Source organism: Metamycoplasma auris 15026 (assembly GCF_000367765.1).
GTDB lineage: Bacteria > Bacillota_I > Bacilli_A > Mycoplasmatales > Metamycoplasmataceae > Metamycoplasma > Metamycoplasma auris_A.
Map to the genome: position 1 here is coordinate 70,676 of NZ_AORI01000005.1, position 22,320 is coordinate 92,995.

12 protein-coding genes are annotated in these 22,320 nt (G+C 27.7%); 11 read left to right on the forward strand and 1 reads right to left on the reverse strand.

Going from position 1 to position 22,320, the window contains the following annotated elements:
- The first annotated feature begins 28 nt into the window (after window positions 1-28).
- The 7 genes from MAU_RS01015 (at window position 29) to MAU_RS01045 (ending at window position 15,101) form a co-directional block, all read left to right on the forward strand.
- Window positions 29-769 carry a phosphonate ABC transporter ATP-binding protein gene (locus tag MAU_RS01015; protein WP_004423773.1) on the forward strand — a complete coding sequence of 247 codons (741 nt, stop codon included), beginning with the start codon at window positions 29-31 and terminating at the stop codon, window positions 767-769.
- 87 nt (window positions 770-856) lie between these two features.
- On the forward strand, window positions 857-1,048 hold the full coding sequence (locus MAU_RS01020) for a hypothetical protein (protein WP_004423777.1): 192 nt from the start codon (window positions 857-859) through the stop codon (window positions 1,046-1,048).
- A 19-nt stretch (window positions 1,049-1,067) separates the two neighbouring features.
- Window positions 1,068-3,866, forward strand: coding sequence for a magnesium-translocating P-type ATPase (gene mgtA / locus MAU_RS01025; protein WP_238543384.1), 2,799 nt, complete (start codon window positions 1,068-1,070; stop codon window positions 3,864-3,866).
- A gap of 172 nt (window positions 3,867-4,038) precedes the next feature.
- Window positions 4,039-5,010 carry a ribose-phosphate pyrophosphokinase gene (locus MAU_RS01030; RefSeq protein WP_040543822.1) on the forward strand — a complete coding sequence of 324 codons (972 nt, stop codon included), beginning with the start codon at window positions 4,039-4,041 and terminating at the stop codon, window positions 5,008-5,010.
- Window positions 4,982-5,701 carry a 16S rRNA (guanine(527)-N(7))-methyltransferase RsmG gene (gene rsmG / locus MAU_RS01035; protein ID WP_004423786.1) on the forward strand — a complete coding sequence of 240 codons (720 nt, stop codon included), beginning with the start codon at window positions 4,982-4,984 and terminating at the stop codon, window positions 5,699-5,701. Before MAU_RS01030 ends, rsmG begins: the two co-directional genes overlap by 29 nt.
- A 131-nt stretch (window positions 5,702-5,832) precedes the next feature.
- On the forward strand, window positions 5,833-14,169 hold the full coding sequence (locus tag MAU_RS01040; protein ID WP_004423789.1) for an ABC transporter permease: 8,337 nt from the start codon (window positions 5,833-5,835) through the stop codon (window positions 14,167-14,169).
- Window positions 14,169-15,101, forward strand: a complete 933-nt coding sequence (locus tag MAU_RS01045) for an ABC transporter ATP-binding protein (RefSeq protein ID WP_004423792.1) — start codon at window positions 14,169-14,171, stop codon at window positions 15,099-15,101. The genes MAU_RS01040 and MAU_RS01045 overlap by 1 nt, the downstream gene beginning before the upstream one ends.
- 88 nt (window positions 15,102-15,189) lie before the next feature.
- On the opposite strand, the gene MAU_RS01050 is transcribed toward MAU_RS01045, so the two are convergent.
- Entirely contained in the window at window positions 15,190-15,936 is a 747-nt protein-coding gene (locus tag MAU_RS01050; protein ID WP_238543385.1) for a hypothetical protein, read from the reverse strand.
- Between the two features lie 228 nt (window positions 15,937-16,164).
- Here MAU_RS01050 and MAU_RS01055 point away from each other — a divergent pair, with 228 nt between their 5' ends.
- From MAU_RS01055 to lysS, 4 genes are read left to right on the forward strand one after another with little or no spacing between them, the layout of a single operon-like run.
- Window positions 16,165-18,537 (forward strand): HinT-interacting membrane complex protein P80, encoded by a 2,373-nt coding sequence (locus tag MAU_RS01055; RefSeq protein ID WP_004423797.1) that lies wholly within the window; start codon window positions 16,165-16,167, stop codon window positions 18,535-18,537.
- A complete protein-coding gene (locus tag MAU_RS01060) occupies window positions 18,537-20,306 on the forward strand; it encodes a HinT-interacting membrane complex lipoprotein P60 (protein WP_004423799.1) in 1,770 nt (589 codons plus the stop codon). Before MAU_RS01055 ends, MAU_RS01060 begins: the two co-directional genes overlap by 1 nt.
- Window positions 20,303-20,635, forward strand: coding sequence for a histidine triad protein HinT (gene hinT, locus MAU_RS01065; RefSeq protein ID WP_193741205.1), 333 nt, complete (start codon window positions 20,303-20,305; stop codon window positions 20,633-20,635). Before MAU_RS01060 ends, hinT begins: the two co-directional genes overlap by 4 nt.
- Before the next feature lie 29 nt (window positions 20,636-20,664).
- Complete coding sequence (gene lysS, locus MAU_RS01070; RefSeq protein WP_004423804.1) at window positions 20,665-22,131, forward strand: lysine--tRNA ligase; 1,467 nt, start codon at window positions 20,665-20,667, stop codon at window positions 22,129-22,131.
- Window positions 22,132-22,320 lie beyond the last annotated feature (189 nt).

Consider the following 22,320-nt stretch of genomic DNA (forward strand, 5'->3'; position numbering starts at 1 on the left):
ATGGCTTATTTTTTTTATAATTTTAACTATGCAAAATATTCATTTTAAAAATTACTCTGCTTCTTATTTTAAGGATAAAAATGCAGTGCTAAAAGATATTAGTCTTGATATTAAAAAAGGACAAATGATTGCTTTTATTGGGAAATCTGGAGCTGGAAAAACAACGATTTTTAATGCCCTTTTAAAACAACTTGAAACTAAGTCTGGGCATCTTTGCATTAATAATAAAAATATCGATAAGATTAAAAAAAGAGAATGAAAAAAAATCATCCAAAAAGTTGGATATTTATCTCAAGAAACCAATTTAATTGAGCATTTAAATGTCTATGAAAATATCTTGCATTTTTATCCAAAATATAAAAACAAATTTTTTTCTTTCTTTCATATTCTTACAAAGAAACAAAAAAATGAGGTTTTTAAAATTCTTGAGAATTTAGGAATTCTTGACAAAATCTATACACGAGTTTCCGATCTTTCCGGAGGCCAAAAACAACGTGTGGAGATTGCAAAATTACTTCTTAAAGAAGTTGATATTATTTTAGCTGATGAGCCAACTTCTTCATTAGATATTAAAACTTCTAAGGAAATTATGGGACTACTTGATGAGATTAATAAAAAATATCAGACAACTATTCTTATTAATATTCATGATCTAAATATAATGCAATCTTTTTTTAATAAATATTGCTTTATTAAAGATGGATGTCTTATAAAAAGTGGTAATCCTAAAAACTTAAGTCAAAAAGAAATTGAAGACTTATATAAATAAAACTTATTTTCTTTTAATTAATAAATTGGAACTATTTTTCAAATACGCTCCAATTTTTTTATATAAAAAAATAAAAGGAAAAAAAGCTTGTTTAATCCAAAAAAAGATTGAACAATTGAATTTGCTTATCAATGAAATTCAATCTTAATTTTTAAACAATTATTTAATTACTTCTTTATGTCTTCTTTTCATATAAAATTAGATATTGATAAATATCTAATAAATTTAATTTTTGTATTTTTTAAAAAACTATTAGCTATTAATCTAAAAATTAAATAAAAAAAGGGGGTGGGAAAAAATGAAAAAAGCACTAAAAAAAGCCACGATGCAAGAGAATAATAAAACTGCAAAAATCAAAAAAGCAGAATTAAAACGTCTTGAAATTAATAGACGTCTTTCGACTGCATCTGAAATGGAAGTTGAACAGCTATATAAGCTTTATAATAGCTCTTCTAAAGGAATTCTTGATGAAGAAACTATTGAAAGCAATCAAGAAGAATATGGAATTAATAAGATTTCAAAAAAGGGTTCTGATAACTGATTTAAAAGATTAATGCGTTCATTCTTTAATCTTTTTAATATCATTCTTTTTGTTTTAGTTTTAGTATCAATTGTTGTGGATATTATTTTACCAATTATCCAAAACCAACCTGATGAACTTAATTATATAAGTGTTATTATCATTAGTGTTATTGTTTTTGCAAGCAGTATTATTCATTTTCTTCAGGAACAAAAATCAGCAACAAGTGCCTCCAAACTGATTGCGATTGTTGAAACTACTTGTTTAGTAGAAAGAAATGGTATTCTTAAAGAAATTCCAATGGATGAAGTTGTTGTTGGTGATATCGTCCATCTTGCAGCTGGAGATATAATTCCTGGTGATGTAAGAATCATAAGTGCAAAAGACTTATTCGTTTCGCAATCAGCTTTAACAGGTGAAAGTATTGCAATTGAAAAATATGCTGAAATCAATAAAAAAGAAAAATTTGAAAGCATTACTGATCGACATAATTTAGCCTTCATGGGTTCAAATATTATTTCAGGTTCTGCTAAAGCGCTTGTTGTCATTGTGGGAAATGATACTTTTATTGGTTCTGTTGCTTCCAAAATCAACGAAAAACAAGAAAAAACAAGTTTTGATAAAGGAATTAAAAAGATTTCAATTCTTTTTACAATTGTAATTAGCTGTGTAATTCCAATTGTCTTTCTAATTGTTGGTTTAAGTCACCAAAGCACAGAAGGAAGCAAATCTTGAATTAATGCTTTATTATTTGGAATTTCCATTGCTGTTGGTCTAACGCCTGAGATGCTTCCTATGATAGTGGCTGCTTGTTTATCGCGTGGCTCTATTGCAATGGGAAAATCCAAAACAATTGTGAAGAATCTAAGTTCGATTCAAAACTTTGGAACTATGGATATTCTTTGCACTGATAAAACAGGTACTTTAACACAAGATGAAATTATTCTTGAACGTCATTTAGATGTTAATGGGCATGAAGATTTACATGTCTTAAAATATGCCTTTTTAAATTCATATTACCAAACTGGGCTAAAAAATCTTCTTGATAAATCCATTATCAATCGTACTCTTGAACTTGCCGAAGAAAAAAAATACCTTGATAATTTAGAGTTGCAATATTTAAAAATTGACGAAGTTCCTTTTGATTTTAATAGAAAAAGAATGTCAGTCTTAGTTAAGTCATTAAAAAATGACAAAGTTACTTTAATTACAAAAGGCGCTGTTGAAGAAATTATTCATGTTTGCAACAAAATTTATTTAGATGGCAAAGTTGTTGCGCTAGATAAAAAAATTGTGCGGAAAGTTTTGAATAAAGTTAAAGAATTTAGTGAAGAAGGTATGAGAGTTATTGCCATTGCTTCCAAGAAATCAAATATTGAAGCAGTTGGAAAACTTTCTATTGCTGACGAAGATGACATGACTTTGATTGGCTATCTAACTTTCTTAGATCCCCCAAAAGATTCAGCTGAAGATGCAATTAAACAATTGCATGACCTAGGGGTTGATGTAAAAATTCTAACTGGTGATAATCCCCTTGTAACTAAGGCAGTTTGTGCAAAAGTAGGAATTCCTTACCAAAGAATTCTTTTGGGTCAAGAAATATCCAAAATGTCAGATACGCAGTTAGCAATCGAAGTTGAAAAAACTCAAATTTTTGCCAAATTAAGTCCTGACCAAAAAGCGCGGATTATTAAGATTTTAAGAAATAATGGTCATGTTGTTGGTTATATGGGAGATGGTATTAATGATGCCCCTGCTATGAAGGTAGCTGATGTTTCAATTTCGGTGGATACAGCAGTTGATATTGCTAAAGAAACAGCTAATATTATTCTTTTAGAAAAAGACTTAAATGTTTTAGCTAAAGGTATCATTGAAGGAAGAAGAACACATGCCAACATTAATAAATATATAAAAATTACTGTAGCTTCTAACTTTGGAAATATTTTAAGTGTTGTAGTAGCTTCTTTAATGCTTCCATTTGTACCTTTGGCACCTGTGCAAATTATTTTCCTAAATCTCATTTATGATCTATGCTGTGGAGCTATTCCTTGGGATAATGTGGATAAAGAAGCAATACTCTCCCCGCCAAAATGGGATCATAATTCCATCTGGAAATTTATGCTTTGATTTGGAGCTACTAGTTCCATTGTTGATATTATGACATTTTGCATCTTATTCTTCCTTGTTATTCCAAAACAAATTACAGGACAAACCTTTACAAAAATAAGTCAATATAGAACTTTAGATGCTACTCAAATGAAACAATTTAAAGAAATGTTTTGGGCTGGATGATTGATTGCTTCAATGTGAACACAAGCAATGGTGCTACATTTCCTAAGATCCAAAAAAGTTGCTCTTATTCAAACAAATGCCTCTTCTTCATTAATAGTTTCAACCCTTCTTGGTATTGCTCTTACAACGTCTCTTCCTTATATTCCAAAAATAAATAAAGCCCTTTCTTTAGAACCTCTTCCTGCTGAATACTTTGGATGATTAGCACTTTTAATTGCGACATATTTAATTCTTACTTCAGTTGTAAAAGTAATTTATCGGAAACTATATAAAACAGTCTTATAAGACTAATGAAAGCAATAATTTAAGTAAGTATTTGAATGATACTTACTTTTATTATGTAAAATTTTTTTATTCAAAAAACAAATAAGCAAATTGAATAAAAAAGTCAATAAATATATCTGTGGTATATTAAAATTTAGAATAGAAATAAAAAAAGGATCTGATTTAAAAAAAGATGATGCAAAAAGATGACAATATTGCAATTTTTACAATGGAAAATTCGCAAAAATTAGCAGATGAAATTGGAAAATATCTAAAACGGGAAGTTAAAAAAGTTAACAAAATTGTTTTTGCTGATGGTGAAAGAATGTTATATCCAAATGAAACCGTTCGCAACAAAACAGTTTTTATCATCAACAACACTTCCAAACCAGTTAATGATAATTTAATGGATTTACTTATTTTCATTGATTCACTAAAAAGAGCTAGTGCCAAACGAATAATTTGCGTTACAACTTATTATGGTTATGCAAGACAAGATAGAATGGCTAGTGGAAGACAACCAATCACAGCTAAATTAGTAGCTGATTTACTTGAAAAAGCAGGAGCAAGTAAGATTATTACACTAGATTTACACAATGCCTCAATTCAAGGATTTTTTAATATCCCAGTTGATGATTTAAGAGGACAATTTATTTTTTCAAATGAATTTCGTTTAAGAAGTGATAAGTATGTAATTGTTTCGCCAGACCACGGCGGCGCAGTGCGTGCAAGACAACTTTCAGAACTGCTAAAAAATGAAGAACCAATTGCAATTATTGACAAAAGAAGAACAGCTCCAAATGTCTCTGAAATTATGGGAGTTTTAGGTGATGTTAAAGATAAAAATGTTATTGTTTATGATGACATTATTGATACAGGTGGAACTATCATTCATGCTGCAGAAGTTCTAAAAAAACAGGGAGCCAAAAAAATTATTATTGCAGCAACACATGGACTATTTTCTAAAGGTTTTGATATGTTTGAAAATAATCCAATCATTGATGAAGTTATTATTACAAATTCAATTGATCACTCAGATTTAAGCCACTTTAAAAAACTAAGAGAGCTATCCATGGCGGAATTTCTTGGCTTAGTTATTGAGGCAAATATTAATAACAGCTCAATTGGTAAAATATATGAAGACTATAGCAAGGGAAGAGTTTAATTCTTTAATTAAAACTTTTTTAACAGACGCTGATGATGTAATAATTTCAAAACTTTGGGATTATTACATTTTAATTGAACAAGAAAATAAAAAATACAATCTCACTGGCTTTTATTTAGATAAACTAGTCAAAGAAGGCATCATTGAATCAATTTTAATCTTCAAAGAAATTAATAAAAAGATTCTTAATTTATCCAATAAAAAAGTTTTAGATATCGGAAGCGGCGCGGGGTTTCCTATTATTCCTTATTTTATTTATAATCCAACATTTCATCTTACAATCTATGAACCAATGGCAAAACGTGTCAACTTTTTAAACCAAGTTATAAATAAATGTAATTTAGAAAATATCAATGTGATTAAGATTAGAGCTGAGGAAGCAACTGAATTTGAGACTTTTGACTTCATTAGTGCCAAGGCTGTATCTGAACTTAAAAATCTTATTGAAATATCGCATCATCTTGGAAAAATGCATAGCATCTTTTGTTTTCTAAAATCAGCAAACTATCTGGCTGAAATATCTAATGCTTCATATATTACAAAAACTCTTGATATCAAATATAACACTCTAAATTTAGATACTTTTTTTAACATTAAAAACATTTTAGTTTACTACCAAAAAACAAAAAAAACACCTTCTTTTATTCCAAGAAAATGGTCAACAATTATCAAAGATAATCTAAAAAAATAGCTCACTTTTTTAAAAAAAGTGATTTTTTTTAGTCTTTTAGTTTTCTTAAGAAATCACTTTATTAAATAATTTATTTAATAAACTAATATAATTTACTTACTTTATATATTATTCAAGGAGCATATTGAGAGATGAAAAGATTATTCAAAGAGGTCTTTCGATCACTATCTAAGAATAAAGTAACATTAGTATGTTTAACCATATTAATATTTTTAACAACCTTTTTATTTACTTTATTAAATGACGTGCGAACCTCTTATTCAAGAACTTTAAACTCATATGATAAAGTCTCTAGGTTACATGATTTAACGGCTGATCTAGATTTAAACCCTTCTGGAATAATACCGAATAATGGTTATGACCAAATTAAAGAAGATAATGTTACTAAAACTAAAGATCCAATTAAATTTAAATTAAATTCTTCTGATATTTCATATTCCATTAATCTTCCATTTAATAAACAAAATTTCATTCAAATAAAAGATATAGGAAACTGAAGTGAAGCTAATGGGGATAAAGAAAAATATATTTCAACCCAAGATTTCTTACAACTTTATTATGATGAAATAAATAAAAAAATTACAAGTACTAGATTTGAGATTAATAAGGAAAAACCTGAGGAAAGCAAGATAGGAAATTTTGAATTTTCTGGTGATTCAAACAACAACAAAAAATTCAAAATCTATAGCAAACCTGATTTTAAAGAATTAGTTACTGAAGAAATAAAGTTAAAAGAAAGTGATAATTTAACTTTCAAACACGAATATACATTAAAAGATATCTTAACAATTTCTTCAAGTGCTAGAGGTCCTTTTAATGCTCAACCAAAAAATGATGCAGTTATTGATGCATCACCTTTGTTTCTTAATTTAAAAACAAAAGAAGCATCCTTTGAAATTGCAGATTATGACCAATGAAGAGATGAAGATCTTTTATATATTATTCAATCTGAAGAAGTTTTAAAACTATTAGGTTTTGAGAAAAAAGAAAACGAATGACATTATAAAAATAATTCAAACAATGGAAATGCAATTAAGTTGCAAGATGCCAAAACTAATGAAAATTCAATTAATGCTTCAGATAAATTAGAAAAGAGTTTTAGTTTAAAGGAATTAGCTAAAAATGGAAATATTAAAGTTAATTCTCCAAAATATGTTGAACTTAAGTCAAATCAAACTTATACAATTCCAAAAGATTGAATTAGAAAAACTGAAAAAATCGTTGAATATAACTGATATCGTTATGTTTTAAACTGAAATGAAAAACTTTCAGAACATGATTCTAACTGAAAAGGCTCATATTACAAATGAGTTACTAACTTCTTTAATACAAATAAACAAGAATATACAAACCATTTATATTTTTCTTATTGAGATAAAACTATTACAACCCAATTTTCATTACTAAATGAACCTAACAAAATTCAAAAAGTAGTTAAGAATGAAAAAATTGACAAGGATGATTTAAGTAAGACTTTTAGTAGTGGCTGAAAAGTTAATAGTAGACAAGATAATAAAAAAATTCCAAATAATAAAAGCGGAAAAAGTTTAACTAGCGAAGCTCATAACATTAAGCAAATTGAATTTAATAAATTTAATGGAGATGAAATTTCTGATGTTGATTTTCAAAAAATTTCGGATTTAGGAACTCTTAAAAGAAATCAAGATTTTATTCGTTATGGCACACAAAATTTTGCGAAAACCTCAATTCTAAGATCAATTAAAGATAAAGTTGGGGAAGAAAATTTAGGTATTAGAAAATCAATCACAGTTGAAACAGTTAACGAAGAGACCTCCAAAAAAAATGTTTTCCACTTTGTTGATGCAGGAGATAAAGATAGAAGAATTTCAGGTTTCCAAAATAATGTTGGAAAACTATATAATGAAACTCTAAATCCAGGATTACTAAATAAAAGTGTTTCTGAAACTGATACAATCGAAAAATTCTTATTAAAACCAGACCCAAATAGTCCAATCATTAAAAAAGTGCCATCTGTTTATTCAAGATCCTTAATTGAATATATTTTTAATAACTACACTCCTGATATTAATTACTTTGATGCAGATATTAGATTTGTAAATTACTATAACTTCTTTGTTAACACCAAAATTCCAAAATTGCAAAATGGTAAAATTTTAGTAATTACAACTGCTGATGATGAAGAAAAAAGCAATGGTTCTTCTGTAATTGGCGCTATTGCAATGCCACTTCCTAATAAATTCATTTTGTTACACCAAGCAACTATTGATGGTTTTACAAATGAAAGAGTTTGAAAGAAAATCATTATTGATAACAAAGATTATTTAACTTTAGACGAAGTTTATAATTACTTAATTAAAAACAACTACACAATAAGAGGCGAAATTGGAAAAAATGGTTGAGTAGTAATCAGTAACCAATTTCGAAACTCAGTTAGTTTACCTTTAACTTTTGGTTCTATTTCAAATGATTTAGTACAAGATATTATTCAAAAAAATAGTATTAAAAAACTAATTGAAGAAATTGAAGAAGTACTTCTAAATTCAGAATTCATTAAACTATTTAATAAAAATGACGTTTCAAGACTTCTAAAAGCAATAGCAGATTCCATTGAAACAAATGGTTTCCACACACTACTTTCAGTAGGAAAAACTAACTCATTTATTCTTCAAAAAGTTGCACTTGATGTTATTAAATATCTAATTAATCCAATTAATAACAGCACCTCAAGAGATCTGCAATATACAACAACAAATACAAACTCATTTATTCATAATGTTTTTGTGAGATTAACTAATTTCTTTAAGCAAAAATATCTTGAAAATAGTAAAAATCAAGAATACTTTGCCACTGAAATTAATAAGTTATCAAAATTCCTAGGTTTCTCAGATATTTATATCATTCCACAATTAAAACTTACATTGTCAGATTTATTAGGCTTTATTAAAGATAAAGAAAAAATATTTGATATTTTCAATGAATTAATTAAGTCAATCGACTTTATTAAATTCTCAAGTTTAATTAATGATTGATATGATAAACACCCTTACAAACCTTTTGCTTCGACAGTTGAAAAATACTGAACTCTTTCAAGTCATAGAATTATTATTTCGCTTTTAAAATCAGTAAATGAAAACAAATTTAAGAATGCAATTAAAGATTTAATTAATTTAGTTGACTTTGCTAAATTCCTAAAACCAGATGAAAATGAAAAAAATAGCTATTTTGCAAAATGAGTTGCAGCTCACAAAGAAGCTAAAACATACAATGAACCAACAGCTAAAGAAGTAAAAACTTTCTTTAATAACTTAGATGGTTCAAAAGAAAAAAATTACTCCAACATAAACCAAGGCCTTGCAAGTTTCATTTCAAGTATTAGTATTTCTAAATTTACAGACACACTTGAAAAAATTATTAGACTCATTAAATATCCAATTGTTGCTAATGACAAAGTTTATAATGACTATAACACTGAAGAACTAAATAAATTTGATTATCTAGTTGCTTTCATGACTTCTTTAAGTTTAGATATTAATAACACAGTTTCCTATGGCAAAATTAACCAAATTCAAAATGCTATTATTAAGATTTTAAATCTATCAAATAAAACAGAAAAGCCAGGTGGTGACTTCTTAAACATAGCAATTCCTTCAAAAGAAGATGGCAAAATTTCGATTTTAGATTTAGCAATACTTCCAAAGCTAGCTTTACCTGCGCCTATTGAAAAAAACACAGTTTCATCTAATGCAGTTTCTTTAAATTCTTTAAATTTAAATGATATTCAAAGAGTACTTGGTAAGGTTGAAAATGCAATCAAAACAAAAACTCTTTTACAACTAAATAAAAATGAACTTGCTTTTTTACGTAATGATGTTTTAGTTGCCGAAGTTGAATTAAATAATTTAGATTTAATTAAAACTAAGCTATCAAACTACTATCAATTTATTAAAAAAATTCATCCACAAAGTCTAAAACCAACTAATGGAAATTATGACTTTAAAACAAGTACAACAAATAAAATTGAAAGTTATGGTGATTTAGCTTATTGATCAGCAATGATTGATGAAAGCTTAAAAAACAAAGATCTTCCAATTCTTAAAAAGCTGCATTCATTAATAACCCAATATGCAATTAATCCAATTTTTCTAGCTGAAAAAGAATATTCAATCATTAAAAATGAATTTGTTACTTATAGTTTATGAATTAAGTTAGCATATTTATTAAACTATTTAGAACAAGATGCAGATAAGATTACAATCGATGAAAAAACAGATCGAAAAATCATTGAAAAGCAATACAAAAAAATCTTTAGCTTTGATCAAATTAAAGTTATTTTGGATGAACTATATAACTTTGGTAAAAATGAAGAAGTAATCAAACAGTTAACTAACTTTGATAAAGTAATTAATCCAATTGCAAGTAATATAATTTTTGGTTCTGATTCTTCTTATAATGCACAAACTTTTAAAATTCCTTATGCACATGCGCACACTAATTTAGCTAATAAGGAACTTGAAAAACTCCTAGATAAATCAAGCGCAATTACAACTTTTAAAAATAATCTAAAAACTAAAGCAAAAATTACAAATGAAGCTTTAATTAAAAAAATAATTGATCTTCTAAAAGCTAATTCATATGAGTTAACTTATAATCTAGGATATATAGCATCTGCTGGTCAATCTGCAACTAATTATGATGCTGCTCTTAAGAAATTTATAAATTCATTCTTAAAGACATCAAATAAAACTTCTGAATTGCAACCTTTAATTACAAATAACTATGATCTAGATTTAGCATTTAAAAATACAGTTAATAATACAAATCTAAGAAATCATTTAGCTCTATTAAATGTTCCAAACAATCTATTAAATCCTTTAACTTTATTATCATTCCCTCAAATTCCTTTGTATTATGCTTTAAGTCCTAATCCAAATGAAGGTAATATTGCTTATATAGTTAAAAAGATTTTAAATAATTTAAGATTTTCAAATGCAGTTGATATTAGTAAACAAATTGAATCGCTAAAACAACAATATGCAAGTTCAATTAGTTTTGTGGAATCCAAAAGTGACCAAGCAGTTGATTTAGATCTTGCGAAATTTAATAATATTTTTAACAACATGCTTAAAGATGAAAATGATAAAGATCTAACCTTATTTGGTATTAATATCACTAAAACATTAAAAGAAATGTATAAGAAAGTAATCTCGCCAATTAGTGTTGCTAATCTAATTACTTATACAGATTCAGGTTCCTATTTAGCAAAAGTTAATTATGGATATGCTTCTAAAAACAAAAAAGAAGTATATAAAGGAGATATTACTAAATATCTAAGCGATCCATTTGGAATGCAAGTTTTCATTAATTCACTGGATGATAAATATAAAATAAGAATTAATAGTCAAGAATATCTAATTATTGGTATTGATGCAACGGCTGATTATTTATATCCAGTAGTTAATGAAGAAAATATTCAAGTTGATACTGAAAATCAAGCAATTATTTATGTTAATTCCAAAGGTTTTGATCGGATTCATTCATCATACCCAACATTTGCCATTAAAGAATATGCCCTAGTTAAAGCACCCGTAGATAAAAAAGGTAATTATCTAAAAAATAACTCTCCACAAGAGCTAAAAGAAGTCTTTAATAAGGATATCAATCTAATTAATCCAAATTCAGCTAACAAAGTTTATTTAAAAGATGAACTAGATAGTATAAATCCAGAGCGTAAAATTAGAGTAACAACAATTAGATCAATTATTAAAACAATTAAAAGCGCAAGTTTATATTTAATTAGTATTCTAATTATTCTAATTGCTTTCATTGTTTACTTTATAATGAAGCGTTACATTGAAGCTAGAAATAAAGTTGTTGGTATTCTAAGAGCCCAAGGATATAGCACCTCAAAAATTGCTTTAGCATTCTGTGCTTTCGGCTGAATTCCTGTATTTATTGGAAGTTTATTTGGATATATTTTAGGTTTTGCGCTTCAGAAGCCAGCTATGAGTATCCTCTCATCTTACTGAACGCTTGAGAATATGATTATTCCAATCAACGCAATCACGCTATTTTTAACAATACTTGTGCCATTTATATTTGTAAGTTTACTTATTTTTATAATTACAAGTATTTCAGTAAGAAAGAAACCAATTGAGCTAATGAGCGGAATTGTGGAAGTTAGTGTTGGAAACTTTGCCCAAAGAATTTCAGCGATGTTTAGAAGACTGCCTGTTAAGATTAGATTTATTGCCTCAATGGCACTAAATAACTTCTGAAAAATGTTTTCATTATTCTTAGCATTTTCAACTACTTCTTTAATTTCAATGTTCTTTTTATCATCGAATAATATCTTTAATAAAGCAATTACAAAAACTTATAAAGATAGACTATACAAATTTAAGCTTGATTTAGAAACGCCAACTACAGAAGGTGGCCCTTATGTAACATATAATAAGAGTGACATTAATTCTTTATTATATGTTCCAAATGATTTAGCAGGCAATTCTTCTTCAAATGGCAGCCAGCTAGATTATGCTAATCCTAATTTCTTACGTCCTGGCAGTTCATTTAATACAGATGTCATCCAAAAGAAATTTGATCCAGTAGTATTAACTAAATCATCTCTTGATATTCTTTTAGATTTAGCTGTCGAACTAAGTCCTTGGGATATCACTTATGCTAATATGCCTGAAACCCAGCGTGCAAGAGTAGCTCAAATTTTTGTAAGGGTTTCAAGACAAATAAGAGATACACAAAACTTAGTTGATATTAAAAAAGCTAAAGCAAAACGTAATGATTATTTAAGCATTACAACTAAAAATGAAGATCATGTTATTGCTGTTAGAGACTTAGAAAAATTCAAAAGAGACCTAGAAGCTGGCAAAGAAGAAGATCTTTCAAATCGAACTAGTTTCTTCTGATTTACAAATAACACAGCAAGTGTTAATGAATCATTTAAATTTATTGAATGAAATAAGGATGAACAAGTTTATCAAAAACTAAAACCTGTTTCGACAGCTAAATTTAGACAAGAATATAGAAACTTCTTAGTCAATGCATACAGAAAAATTCCAAACTTAGATTTCTTTGTTTCATTTGGTGGAATTTATTGAAATGATGCCACAAATGAAAAATACACATACGCAAAAGCATTGTATAAAAACAAAGAAATCAAAGTATACGGTTACTATGACAACAGCCGTTTCATTTCAATAAGAAATAAAAATAATGAAAATCTGCAAGCAAAACTAAGAAATTACAAAGGTAAACATATTCCAATTGTAATTAATACAGTGTCTGAACAAAAATACAAACTAAAAGTTGGATCTGTTATTGAATTAGATATTCAAAATCATGTTGATAGATTTGCATATCGTGCCCTAAATCAAAAAGCACCGCAAACAAAATATAAATTTGAAGTTATTGATATTTCAGATACTTATATTAATGAAGAATTTGTAAGTACAAAAGATGCACTGGATAAAGTTTTAGGTTTTGATACTCTATCAAAACGTCTAAAAGATGCTCGTAAACAAGAAAAAAATAACGAAATCTTCTTAAATCCGACAAAGAAAAAACAAATTGAAAAAGAATTTGATTTAAAATACGATGCATTCAACGGTATTCTTTCAAATGACATAACACCAGTGCAAACTATTGATACACTAACAACATATTCATCCACAGGATTCTGAGGAGCAGCTGCTACATTTAGTGCAGAAGATTCCAATGACCAAGAAATTTGAGATTTCTTCAAACGGATTTTTATTTCCAATAAGGAATTAAATTATACTTCCGTTTATGAGCATAATATTGAAGCATACAACGAAGCACATCCTGAAGCAAAACTAGACTATAAAGGATCACTATTTAAACTTCTAAATATTAATGAAGATCAATTTAATAGAATTGTAAAATCCCAAAAGTCAAATGAAGAATTTAAGAGTTTAGCTAGAAATATAGTTACTAAATTCTATGGATCTAATCCACAATCTATCTATGGTAAAAACATTATGTTTGGAGCTTCATTTAATGTTAATAGTAAAGATATTGAAGCTGGCTTTATAACTGGTATTTCAAAAACTGTTAATATCATTCTAATTGCATTTATTATTATGTCTCTTTTAATTTCAATTATTATTCTAATTGTTATTACTAACATAATGATAGCCTCCAACCAAAAAGCCATTGCTACATTCTCAGTTTTAGGATATACAAATGGTGAAAAAATTATGCTATTCTTTGCTAACTTTATCCCAGCTATTCTATTTGCTTGTTTACTAATGATTCCAGTAACATTAGCATTCATATCTGCCTTTAATGCCTTCATGATGGCAACTTCCCAAATTGTGCTACCTCTTGTTTTAAATCACTCAACAATTATTATTTCGGCAGCTCTTTGTTTAACTGTTTTTGCTTTAACTTCTATGGCAACATGGAGAAGTCTAAACAAAATTAAACCAATTGATGCTCTGAAAGGAAAATAATGCCTAATAAAGAAAAAAAGAAAAAAACCTCACAAGAAAAAAATGATTTAAATAAATTAAACATTATTGATATTATTAAGCATAAAGAACCTTTTGAAATCAAAGATGATGGTCTGAATATCAAAGTTTTAGATGCAGCAACACTTAAAAAATATAAGTTAGCTAATAACAAACCAAGAAAAAAAGATGGTCAAGAAAAAAAGACAAACTCAGAAGGTTATATTGTTGAAGTTGATAATGTTAAAAAAACATATTTATCAGGAAATGTAGCAACTGATGTTTTAATGGGTGTTTCTTTTAAAATAAAAAGAGGTGAAATTGCTATTCTATACGGAAAATCAGGATCTGGGAAATCTACACTTCTAAATATAATTAGTGCCCTAGATCGACCTACTTCTGGTGATGTGGTTGTTAATGATGTAAGTCTTCCTTATTTAAGTGATTCAAAACAAACAATTTTTAGAAGAGATAATATTTCTTTTATTTTCCAAAATTATAACTTGCTTCAAAATCTTAATAGCTATGACAATGTTGAAACAGGTGCTTATTTACAACGTAACAAAACTAAGCATCTTGATATTAAAAAGTTATTTAAAGACTTTGATTTGGAAGAGTGTATGTATAAATATCCATCACAGATGTCTGGGGGTCAGCAACAAAGAGTTTCTATCTTAAGAGCAATTGCTAAAAATGCTGATATTCTAGTGGCCGATGAACCAACGGGAGCCCTAGATGAAAAAACAGGACAAATTGTTCTAAAAATTCTGCAAGAAATAAATCGTGATTATGGAACTACAATTATTATTGTTTCACATGATCCAGATGTCGCTCTTTTAGCTGATAAAGTTATTTATTTAGAACTTGGAAGAATTAAAGAAATTATTAGTCAAGAGCGTAAATGACTAATTGAAAAAACAAAAGAACAAAACTAAAAAAAACCGCTAAATAAAAAAAGACCTCTTAGTTTAAAAAAAACTAGGAGGTTTTTTATTTTTTTTGCTCTTAAATTAAGAAGAAATTTTAATTTTTGCTGATGTTTTTTGCATCTATAAAATAATATGGAATACTAAGGTCACTAATTTGTTTTCAAGCGCTGCCAAAAAGATTTTTTAAATAATTTTGATACTCAGCAATCACACTTATTTCAAGATTATTTTTTTTAATTTTAATGCGTTCAAAATTTGTATTTGTTAGCCATTTATGTAGCGCTTCTTTATTCATTAGTTCATTTGTTACAAGAAAACCTTCGTTGTTTTTATCAAATAAAAACTCATTAAAATCTTTGTAATTAAGGTTTTTAATAAAAGGCTTAATTAGTTTTGCAAGTCTTATTTTTTGCTTAAGGGCATAAACATTTGTTTTATCCATTGAATAATAATGCAAACAAAAACATTTAATTTTGTTTTTTAGATTAAAAAATTTGTGAATCTTTTTTACTGTTGTTGGAATGATTATATTGATATTTAAAAAAGGACTATCAGTATCAATAAGACTAATATCTTCTACAAATTTATTTTGCAGTGAATAATAATTGGAATGGCTTGTGCTATCTAGGATTTTTTTAGGATATAGTTGTTTTAGTTTTTCATATGAAGAAAAAGTCATAAACACTTCATAATGGTCAGTGTTATACCAATAATCCAAATTGTTAATTGCTGCTAATAAACTGCTGTTATCTAAGCTATACCAAAGCGAATTTGCATTGCAAATTTCAATAAAGGAAGCAAGAATTTTTTCTTTATTTTCAAAAATTTTTGTCATTGACATAACAAAAATTATAAAAGAAGAAAAAATATTTAATTGATTTTTTAAAGCACTTAAAAAAGGCAAAAAATGAAGTTTTTTTTGCTTTTAGTTAGATTATACAAGATATAAGATAATGTTAAAAAATGGTAAAATATATTGTATTATTTTAAATTACATTTAAAACTTGAAAAATATGCAGAAATTTGAAGAATTTTTTTATGTATATTTATAGTTTCATGAAAGGCAAATATGTCAGAAAAAATGAAAAAAAGTAGAACAACTGAGCAAAAAACCAAAAGAAAAAGAATTCTTTGGAGTGCTTTTTGAGCAACAGCAATCTCAGCAGCCATTGCAGCTGGGATTGGTATTCCTTTAGCACAAGCTTCCAAAGCTCTTCCTAAACCATCGCCAGTTAGAACACCAAATAGTGGTCTTTTTATAATTGATGATAATGGTAATAATACTCGCATTAACTATGGCGATATTGATAAAAACTTAGTTGCTTCAAATGCAAATAAACATATTTTTGAAGCAATCAAAAGTAATATTAGTCGCTATTTATACCAAAAAGAATATGAAGCATCTTTAGTTTATCAAGCAGTTTATAATGCAAATAAGACTAAATCAGACCAAAAAACTTTTGCTCTAGATTCATTTGACCAAATTAAAAAGAAAGTGCAAGATGAAATTAATGATATTAAAAAAACATATCAAAAACAATATGGTCTAGAAAAGAAATGGGAAGAAAAATTTCTTGAAGAATTAGCTAAGGATAAATGAGGAAAAGCTAAAAATGAATCACAAGCGCTGGATTACAAAATTAACCAAGAAATTGAAAAGAGTGCTTATTTAAGATATCAAACTGAAGTTAATAATGATTGAACTTTTGATGAACTTAAGAATGGTGTAATTGCTAATGATGACATTAAAGTAACTATTGATGGGAAAGATAAACAAATAGCAAAAAAAGGACAAAAAATAAATTTAAGAGAACAATTTGGTTTTGAAGAAAATGTTCACTATGTCCTACCAAAAGAAGATTCAATTGAACACACTCATGATAAAACATCCCAAATTAAAATTCCAATTTTTACAACTAAGTCATTTGTTAAAGAATTTAAAGACCCACTTAGATTTATTAAGCCTTGATTAGCTGAAAAGCAAGCTATTTTATCTGAATTTAGTTTATCTGCAAAACAAGATGAAAGTGGCGCTAATAAACCATGAAAAGTAAATAAAGACGAAATTATTAAACTTTTAAAATTTTCTGCATATGAAACAAATGGAACTGGTAAAGATAAAAAACAAGAAATTAAACTTGGTATTGATGGACTAAAAGATTTTGCTGGATTTAGTACTTTGATTAAGGATCAAGACAAAAGCTCTGAAATAACTGACCAAGATGAAACTAAAGCAAAAAATGACAAATTACTAATTAACAATGTTTCATCTGATACTGCAAATGCTAATAAATTTGGTTCAAAAGGTTTTATTAATTTAGACCAAACTATTTCTTCTTCTGAGCCTGCAGTATACTTAAATTTACTTTCAATAGTTTTAAATGATGCTAATGGTAGTGTAAATAAAGGAATTTATAAGGCAACAACTAAAGAAGACCTATTTACTAATCTAAAAACAAATCTAGTTAAGGCATTAACTGAATCATCTGAATTTAAGAAATTAGAAGTTTCAGAAAAAGAATTTGCTGAAGAATTGAAAAAAGCCTTGAATGAAAATGGAAGTGGAACAACATCATCAAGTTCATCAGGTTCTAGAACGACTAGAGCTGCTGAAGAACCTAGAGGGGATATGCCATCAACAACCTCAACAGCTGCAACTGAAGCACAAAAAATTCAAAAATATGCTAGATACAATGCTGAAATTAAAAAAATCATTGACAAAATTGATGAAAAGAAAATAAATGATATCTTCGGAGTCGCTTTTAGAGATACTTTTGCAACAACTACATCAGGAAACGGTGCAGGTGGAAGTGGTTCTGCAGGTTCGGCTGCTGGCAAAAAAGATTACCGGATCAGTTCAATTTATAAAGTTGGTAAAAACTTTGTTTCAGTAACTTCAAAAGGAATTGTTATTCAAAATATTCATCAATTTAAAACAGAAGAGCAAATTAAAAATCTAATAATCAAAGATTTAGGTATTAAGTCAAAAGCAAACTATAAGTCAACTTTTGCTTCTGAATTATTTGATTTGTCATCAATATTTTCTCAAGTTACAAGTTCATCCGAATTCCAAATTAATGATTTGCTAGGAAATGAAGATTTCAAGAAATATATTAAAGATAAAGAATTTACACCACTAGATATTGACAAAGCTAGAAAATTTTCTGACACAGATTTCAAAAATGCTAAAGATTACATTTCTTCATTTGAACAAACATCAAAAATTTCAATTGTTAATACTAAGTATGACCAAATTAAGAAATTCATTAAAAAGCAAGTTGAAGATAATTTATATACTGACTTTAAATATGATGCATCAAAGAACATAGTAACAATGGACAATCACACAGAAGCAAAAGATAAAGACATAACCGAATACCTATTTGAGACAATAGTTAAATATGTATTTGATCTTGATAAGAAAAAGGAGGTAGCTAGATAATGAAAAAACACTTAATAACAAAATTAGTTTTAGCTACTTCTATTCTTCCTACTTTTGGTTTAATTGCTGCATCATGTCAAAAAGAAAATACTTCTAGTATCAAAAATGAAACACCTGGATACCAAGATTCATTTTTAAAAGAACCTGTATCTAGAAATCAAGTAGTTTTAGAATTACTAGATTTTTATCTAAATACTTTTTATAAAAATGATTTAAGCAAAGTAGCTGCTAAAACTAATGAAGAAAGAGTTTTAAAAGCTATAGATGATAAAAAGTCTAAATTACATAAAGACCTATATGATGTCTTCAAACCATATGCAGCTAAAAAACTTGAAGAAAACCCACAAGTTTTTTGAAATCTAAAGCATGAATTTATCAAGCTAGGTATTACTACAGATAGCTTCAATCCTACACCTGACACAATCCCAACTGATGAACAATTCATCCTCATTCTAAAGAATTCAAAAGCACTATCTTTAAATTGAAGACTTGAAGTCCAAAAACTTTTAATCTCTAAACTTTATTTACTTAAATCAAGAGAAGAGTTTAGAAGTCGTTCAGTTAATAGCAAAGGATTAGATAAATACCAAGTTAGTTTAGAATCTGAAATGAAAAAAGATTCAACTGCTAAAAGCAAAAAAGAAATTTATGAAGCTCTTGATTTATCTGCTAAGAACCTATATTTAGTTAAATGACTAGTTGAAAATCCCATTGTTGAAAAATGAGCATTTACTGATGACCAAGATATGAATTTAAGAGTAGGAACAGCTAATGTTTCAAACTTCAAGGACTTCAATGACTTAGCTTCATATACATCTGATAATAAAGTTAAGTATAACTATAATCCAGTAGCTAAGAATAAAGAATTTATTATTGCAACTGGAACTTCTGAAGCTATGAATGGTAGCTCGAAGCTTGAAGAATTAAGAGCATATAGTGGCATTCAACAAAATACAGCTACATCAGGCGATCTAAATAATACTTTTGATGCACTAAAGAAAACTAAGTCACCAATATTTGGCTTCTTAAATCCAAATACAAATCAAGTGTTAGACCAAGATTACTTTAAGTTTGTTTCAATTCTAGAGAAAGAAGATAAGTTACCTAAAATTAAAGCTTCGGCACAATTAACTGCTAAAGCATCTAAACTTAAGAAAGATGATAAATTAAGCGCAGAAGATATTGAATTTGAAAAGCTAACAAGAGATAATAGCAACAAAAATAAGTTCACTAAAGACCTAGATATGAATGGTGGAACTCCTAATAAATACAAATTAATTTATGAAATCATGGGTGATATCACATATGATGGAATTAAAAACATTAGTGTTCCAATGCGTCTATCAGTTGAATCTTTAGGTAAAAGACATTATTACGACTTTACTTCGATTTTAGAAAAGAAAGAAAGTAAATTTGAATCAGATAACAAAGACCTTAAATTCAATCTAGATAAATATCCTAAAACAGTTAATATGATTAAGGATAATAAAATAGATGCTGCTTATGTAATAAAAATAGCTCCATTATTTGTTTCAAATAAACAAAAAGATAAAGATGGCAAAGAAATTGAAAAAGGTAAGCTAACTTTAGATAAAACTCCTTGAGAAAAACCTGAAGAACAAAGTAAAATAGCCAACCACATTGTTGTTTCTAAAGGCAATGAATTATTTAGAGAAGTAAACAAATACATTCAAGATAATTTAGGAATTAAACTAAAAGATTTCGATCCAGTAATATTAGATATATTTAAACAAGAGGGATTAATATAAGATATATGGAAAAAGATATATTCCAAAGAGTAATTGATCGGGAAATTCCATCAACAATAATTTATGAAGATGCTGATGTTATTGCATTTTTAGATATTAAACCAGTCCAAAAAAACCATTTTTTAGTAGTGCCAAAAGAATACTCAAGAAACCTTTATGATATTGAAGATGATAATTTAAAGATGCTAATTTCTAAAGCTCGTAAATTAGCTTTAGAATGAACAGAAAAATGAAATGCATCAGGTTTTAAATTAGTAGTTAACAACAACGAATCAGCTGACCAAAGTGTCTTTAGAACACACATTCACATTATTCCTTACTATGATTAGAATTTTATAAAAGAGAAAAAAAGAAATTTATGGAAAAAAAATATTCAGAACAAGAACAAATTAGAAGAGATAAAGTTGTCGCATTAGCCAACAAAAACATCCGTGCCTTTAATTCAACTATTAAACCAACAATTTCTTCAAAAGAAATTATTGATTTATTTAATAATAAAAGCAGAGAAGAAATTGATGCAGAACACAAATTCGTAACATTCAACGGAAGAGTAATTGCTCAAAGAGGACCATTTTTAGTTTTAGCTGATAGAGATGCTAATATGCAAGTGTACTTTGATAAAAAAAGTCTAGATGAAAACTCGGCTGAAATTATTAGACAACTTGATTTGGGAGATATTATTAGTGTTGATGGTTATATTTCAAAAACTAATACAGAAGCCCTAGTTATCAAATCTCAAAAAATTACTCTTTTAACTAAATCACTAAAACCTCTTCCTGATAAATACCATGGCTTAGTAGATCCAGAAGAAAGAAGAAGACATCGTTACGTTGATACTATTGTTAACGAAGAATCTAAAAGAACATTTCTTTTAAGAACAAAAATTATTAAAGGTGTACGTGAATTCTTTGATAATTTAGATTACTTAGAAGTAGATACTCCTGTGCTACAACCAATTCTTGGTGGCGCTGCTGCTAAACCTTTTATTACTTTCTATAATGCCTTAAGTCGGAATTTCTATTTAAGAATTGCTACTGAACTACCTTTAAAAAAATGTATCGTTGGTGGTTTTGAAAGAGTATATGAAATTGGTCGGATTTTTCGAAATGAAGGTGTAGATAGCACACATAATCCAGAATTTACTTCCATTGAATTTTATGAAGCATATTCTGATATGTGAGGAATGATGGAAAGAACAGAAGGAGTATTTAAGCATCTAACAAATAAACTTGGCATTGAAAAAGTGAAGTTTAATGGTTATGATATTGAATTTAAATATCCTTTTGCAAGAATTAATATGGTGGATGCTGTTTCAGACAAAATCGGCGTTGATTTACGTAGTTTAAATGACGAACAAGCAATTGAATTAGCAAAAAAACACAATATCAAAGTTGAAAAATACTACAAATTAGGTCATGTTATTAATGAATTATTTGAAAAATACATCGAAGAAACTTTAATTCAACCTACTTTTGTTTATGGACACCCAATTGAAATTAGTCCTCTAGCATTTAAAGAACTAGATGATGAAAGATTCACCCAAAGAGCTGAGCTATTTATTGGAACAAAAGAATTTGCTAACATGTTTACTGAGCTCTCAGATCCAATTGATCAGCTACAACGTTTCGAATCCCAACTTGAAGAAAGAGAAAATGGTAACGAAGAGGCTAATGAAATTGATTGAGATTTCATTAATGCCCTTGAATATGGACTACCTCCTACAGGAGGATGTGGCATTGGAATTGACCGTTTAATTATGTTATTAACCCAAAATGATTCCATTCGTGATATTCTTTTATTCCCTCAATTAAAAGATCTAAAATAAAATTAATCCCTATAAACTAGTTTCCTTATTTTAAGGAAACTTTTTTATTGATTTTTAGGGCTAAAAATACATGGTTTGCACAAGTCCCCCAATTACCGGACAAAAATAAAAAAAAGCTTTTTAGTCAAAAAAATGCTTAATTTTAGGCAAATTTCTTTATTTTTTTACCCTTTTTTTTACGACTTTGGC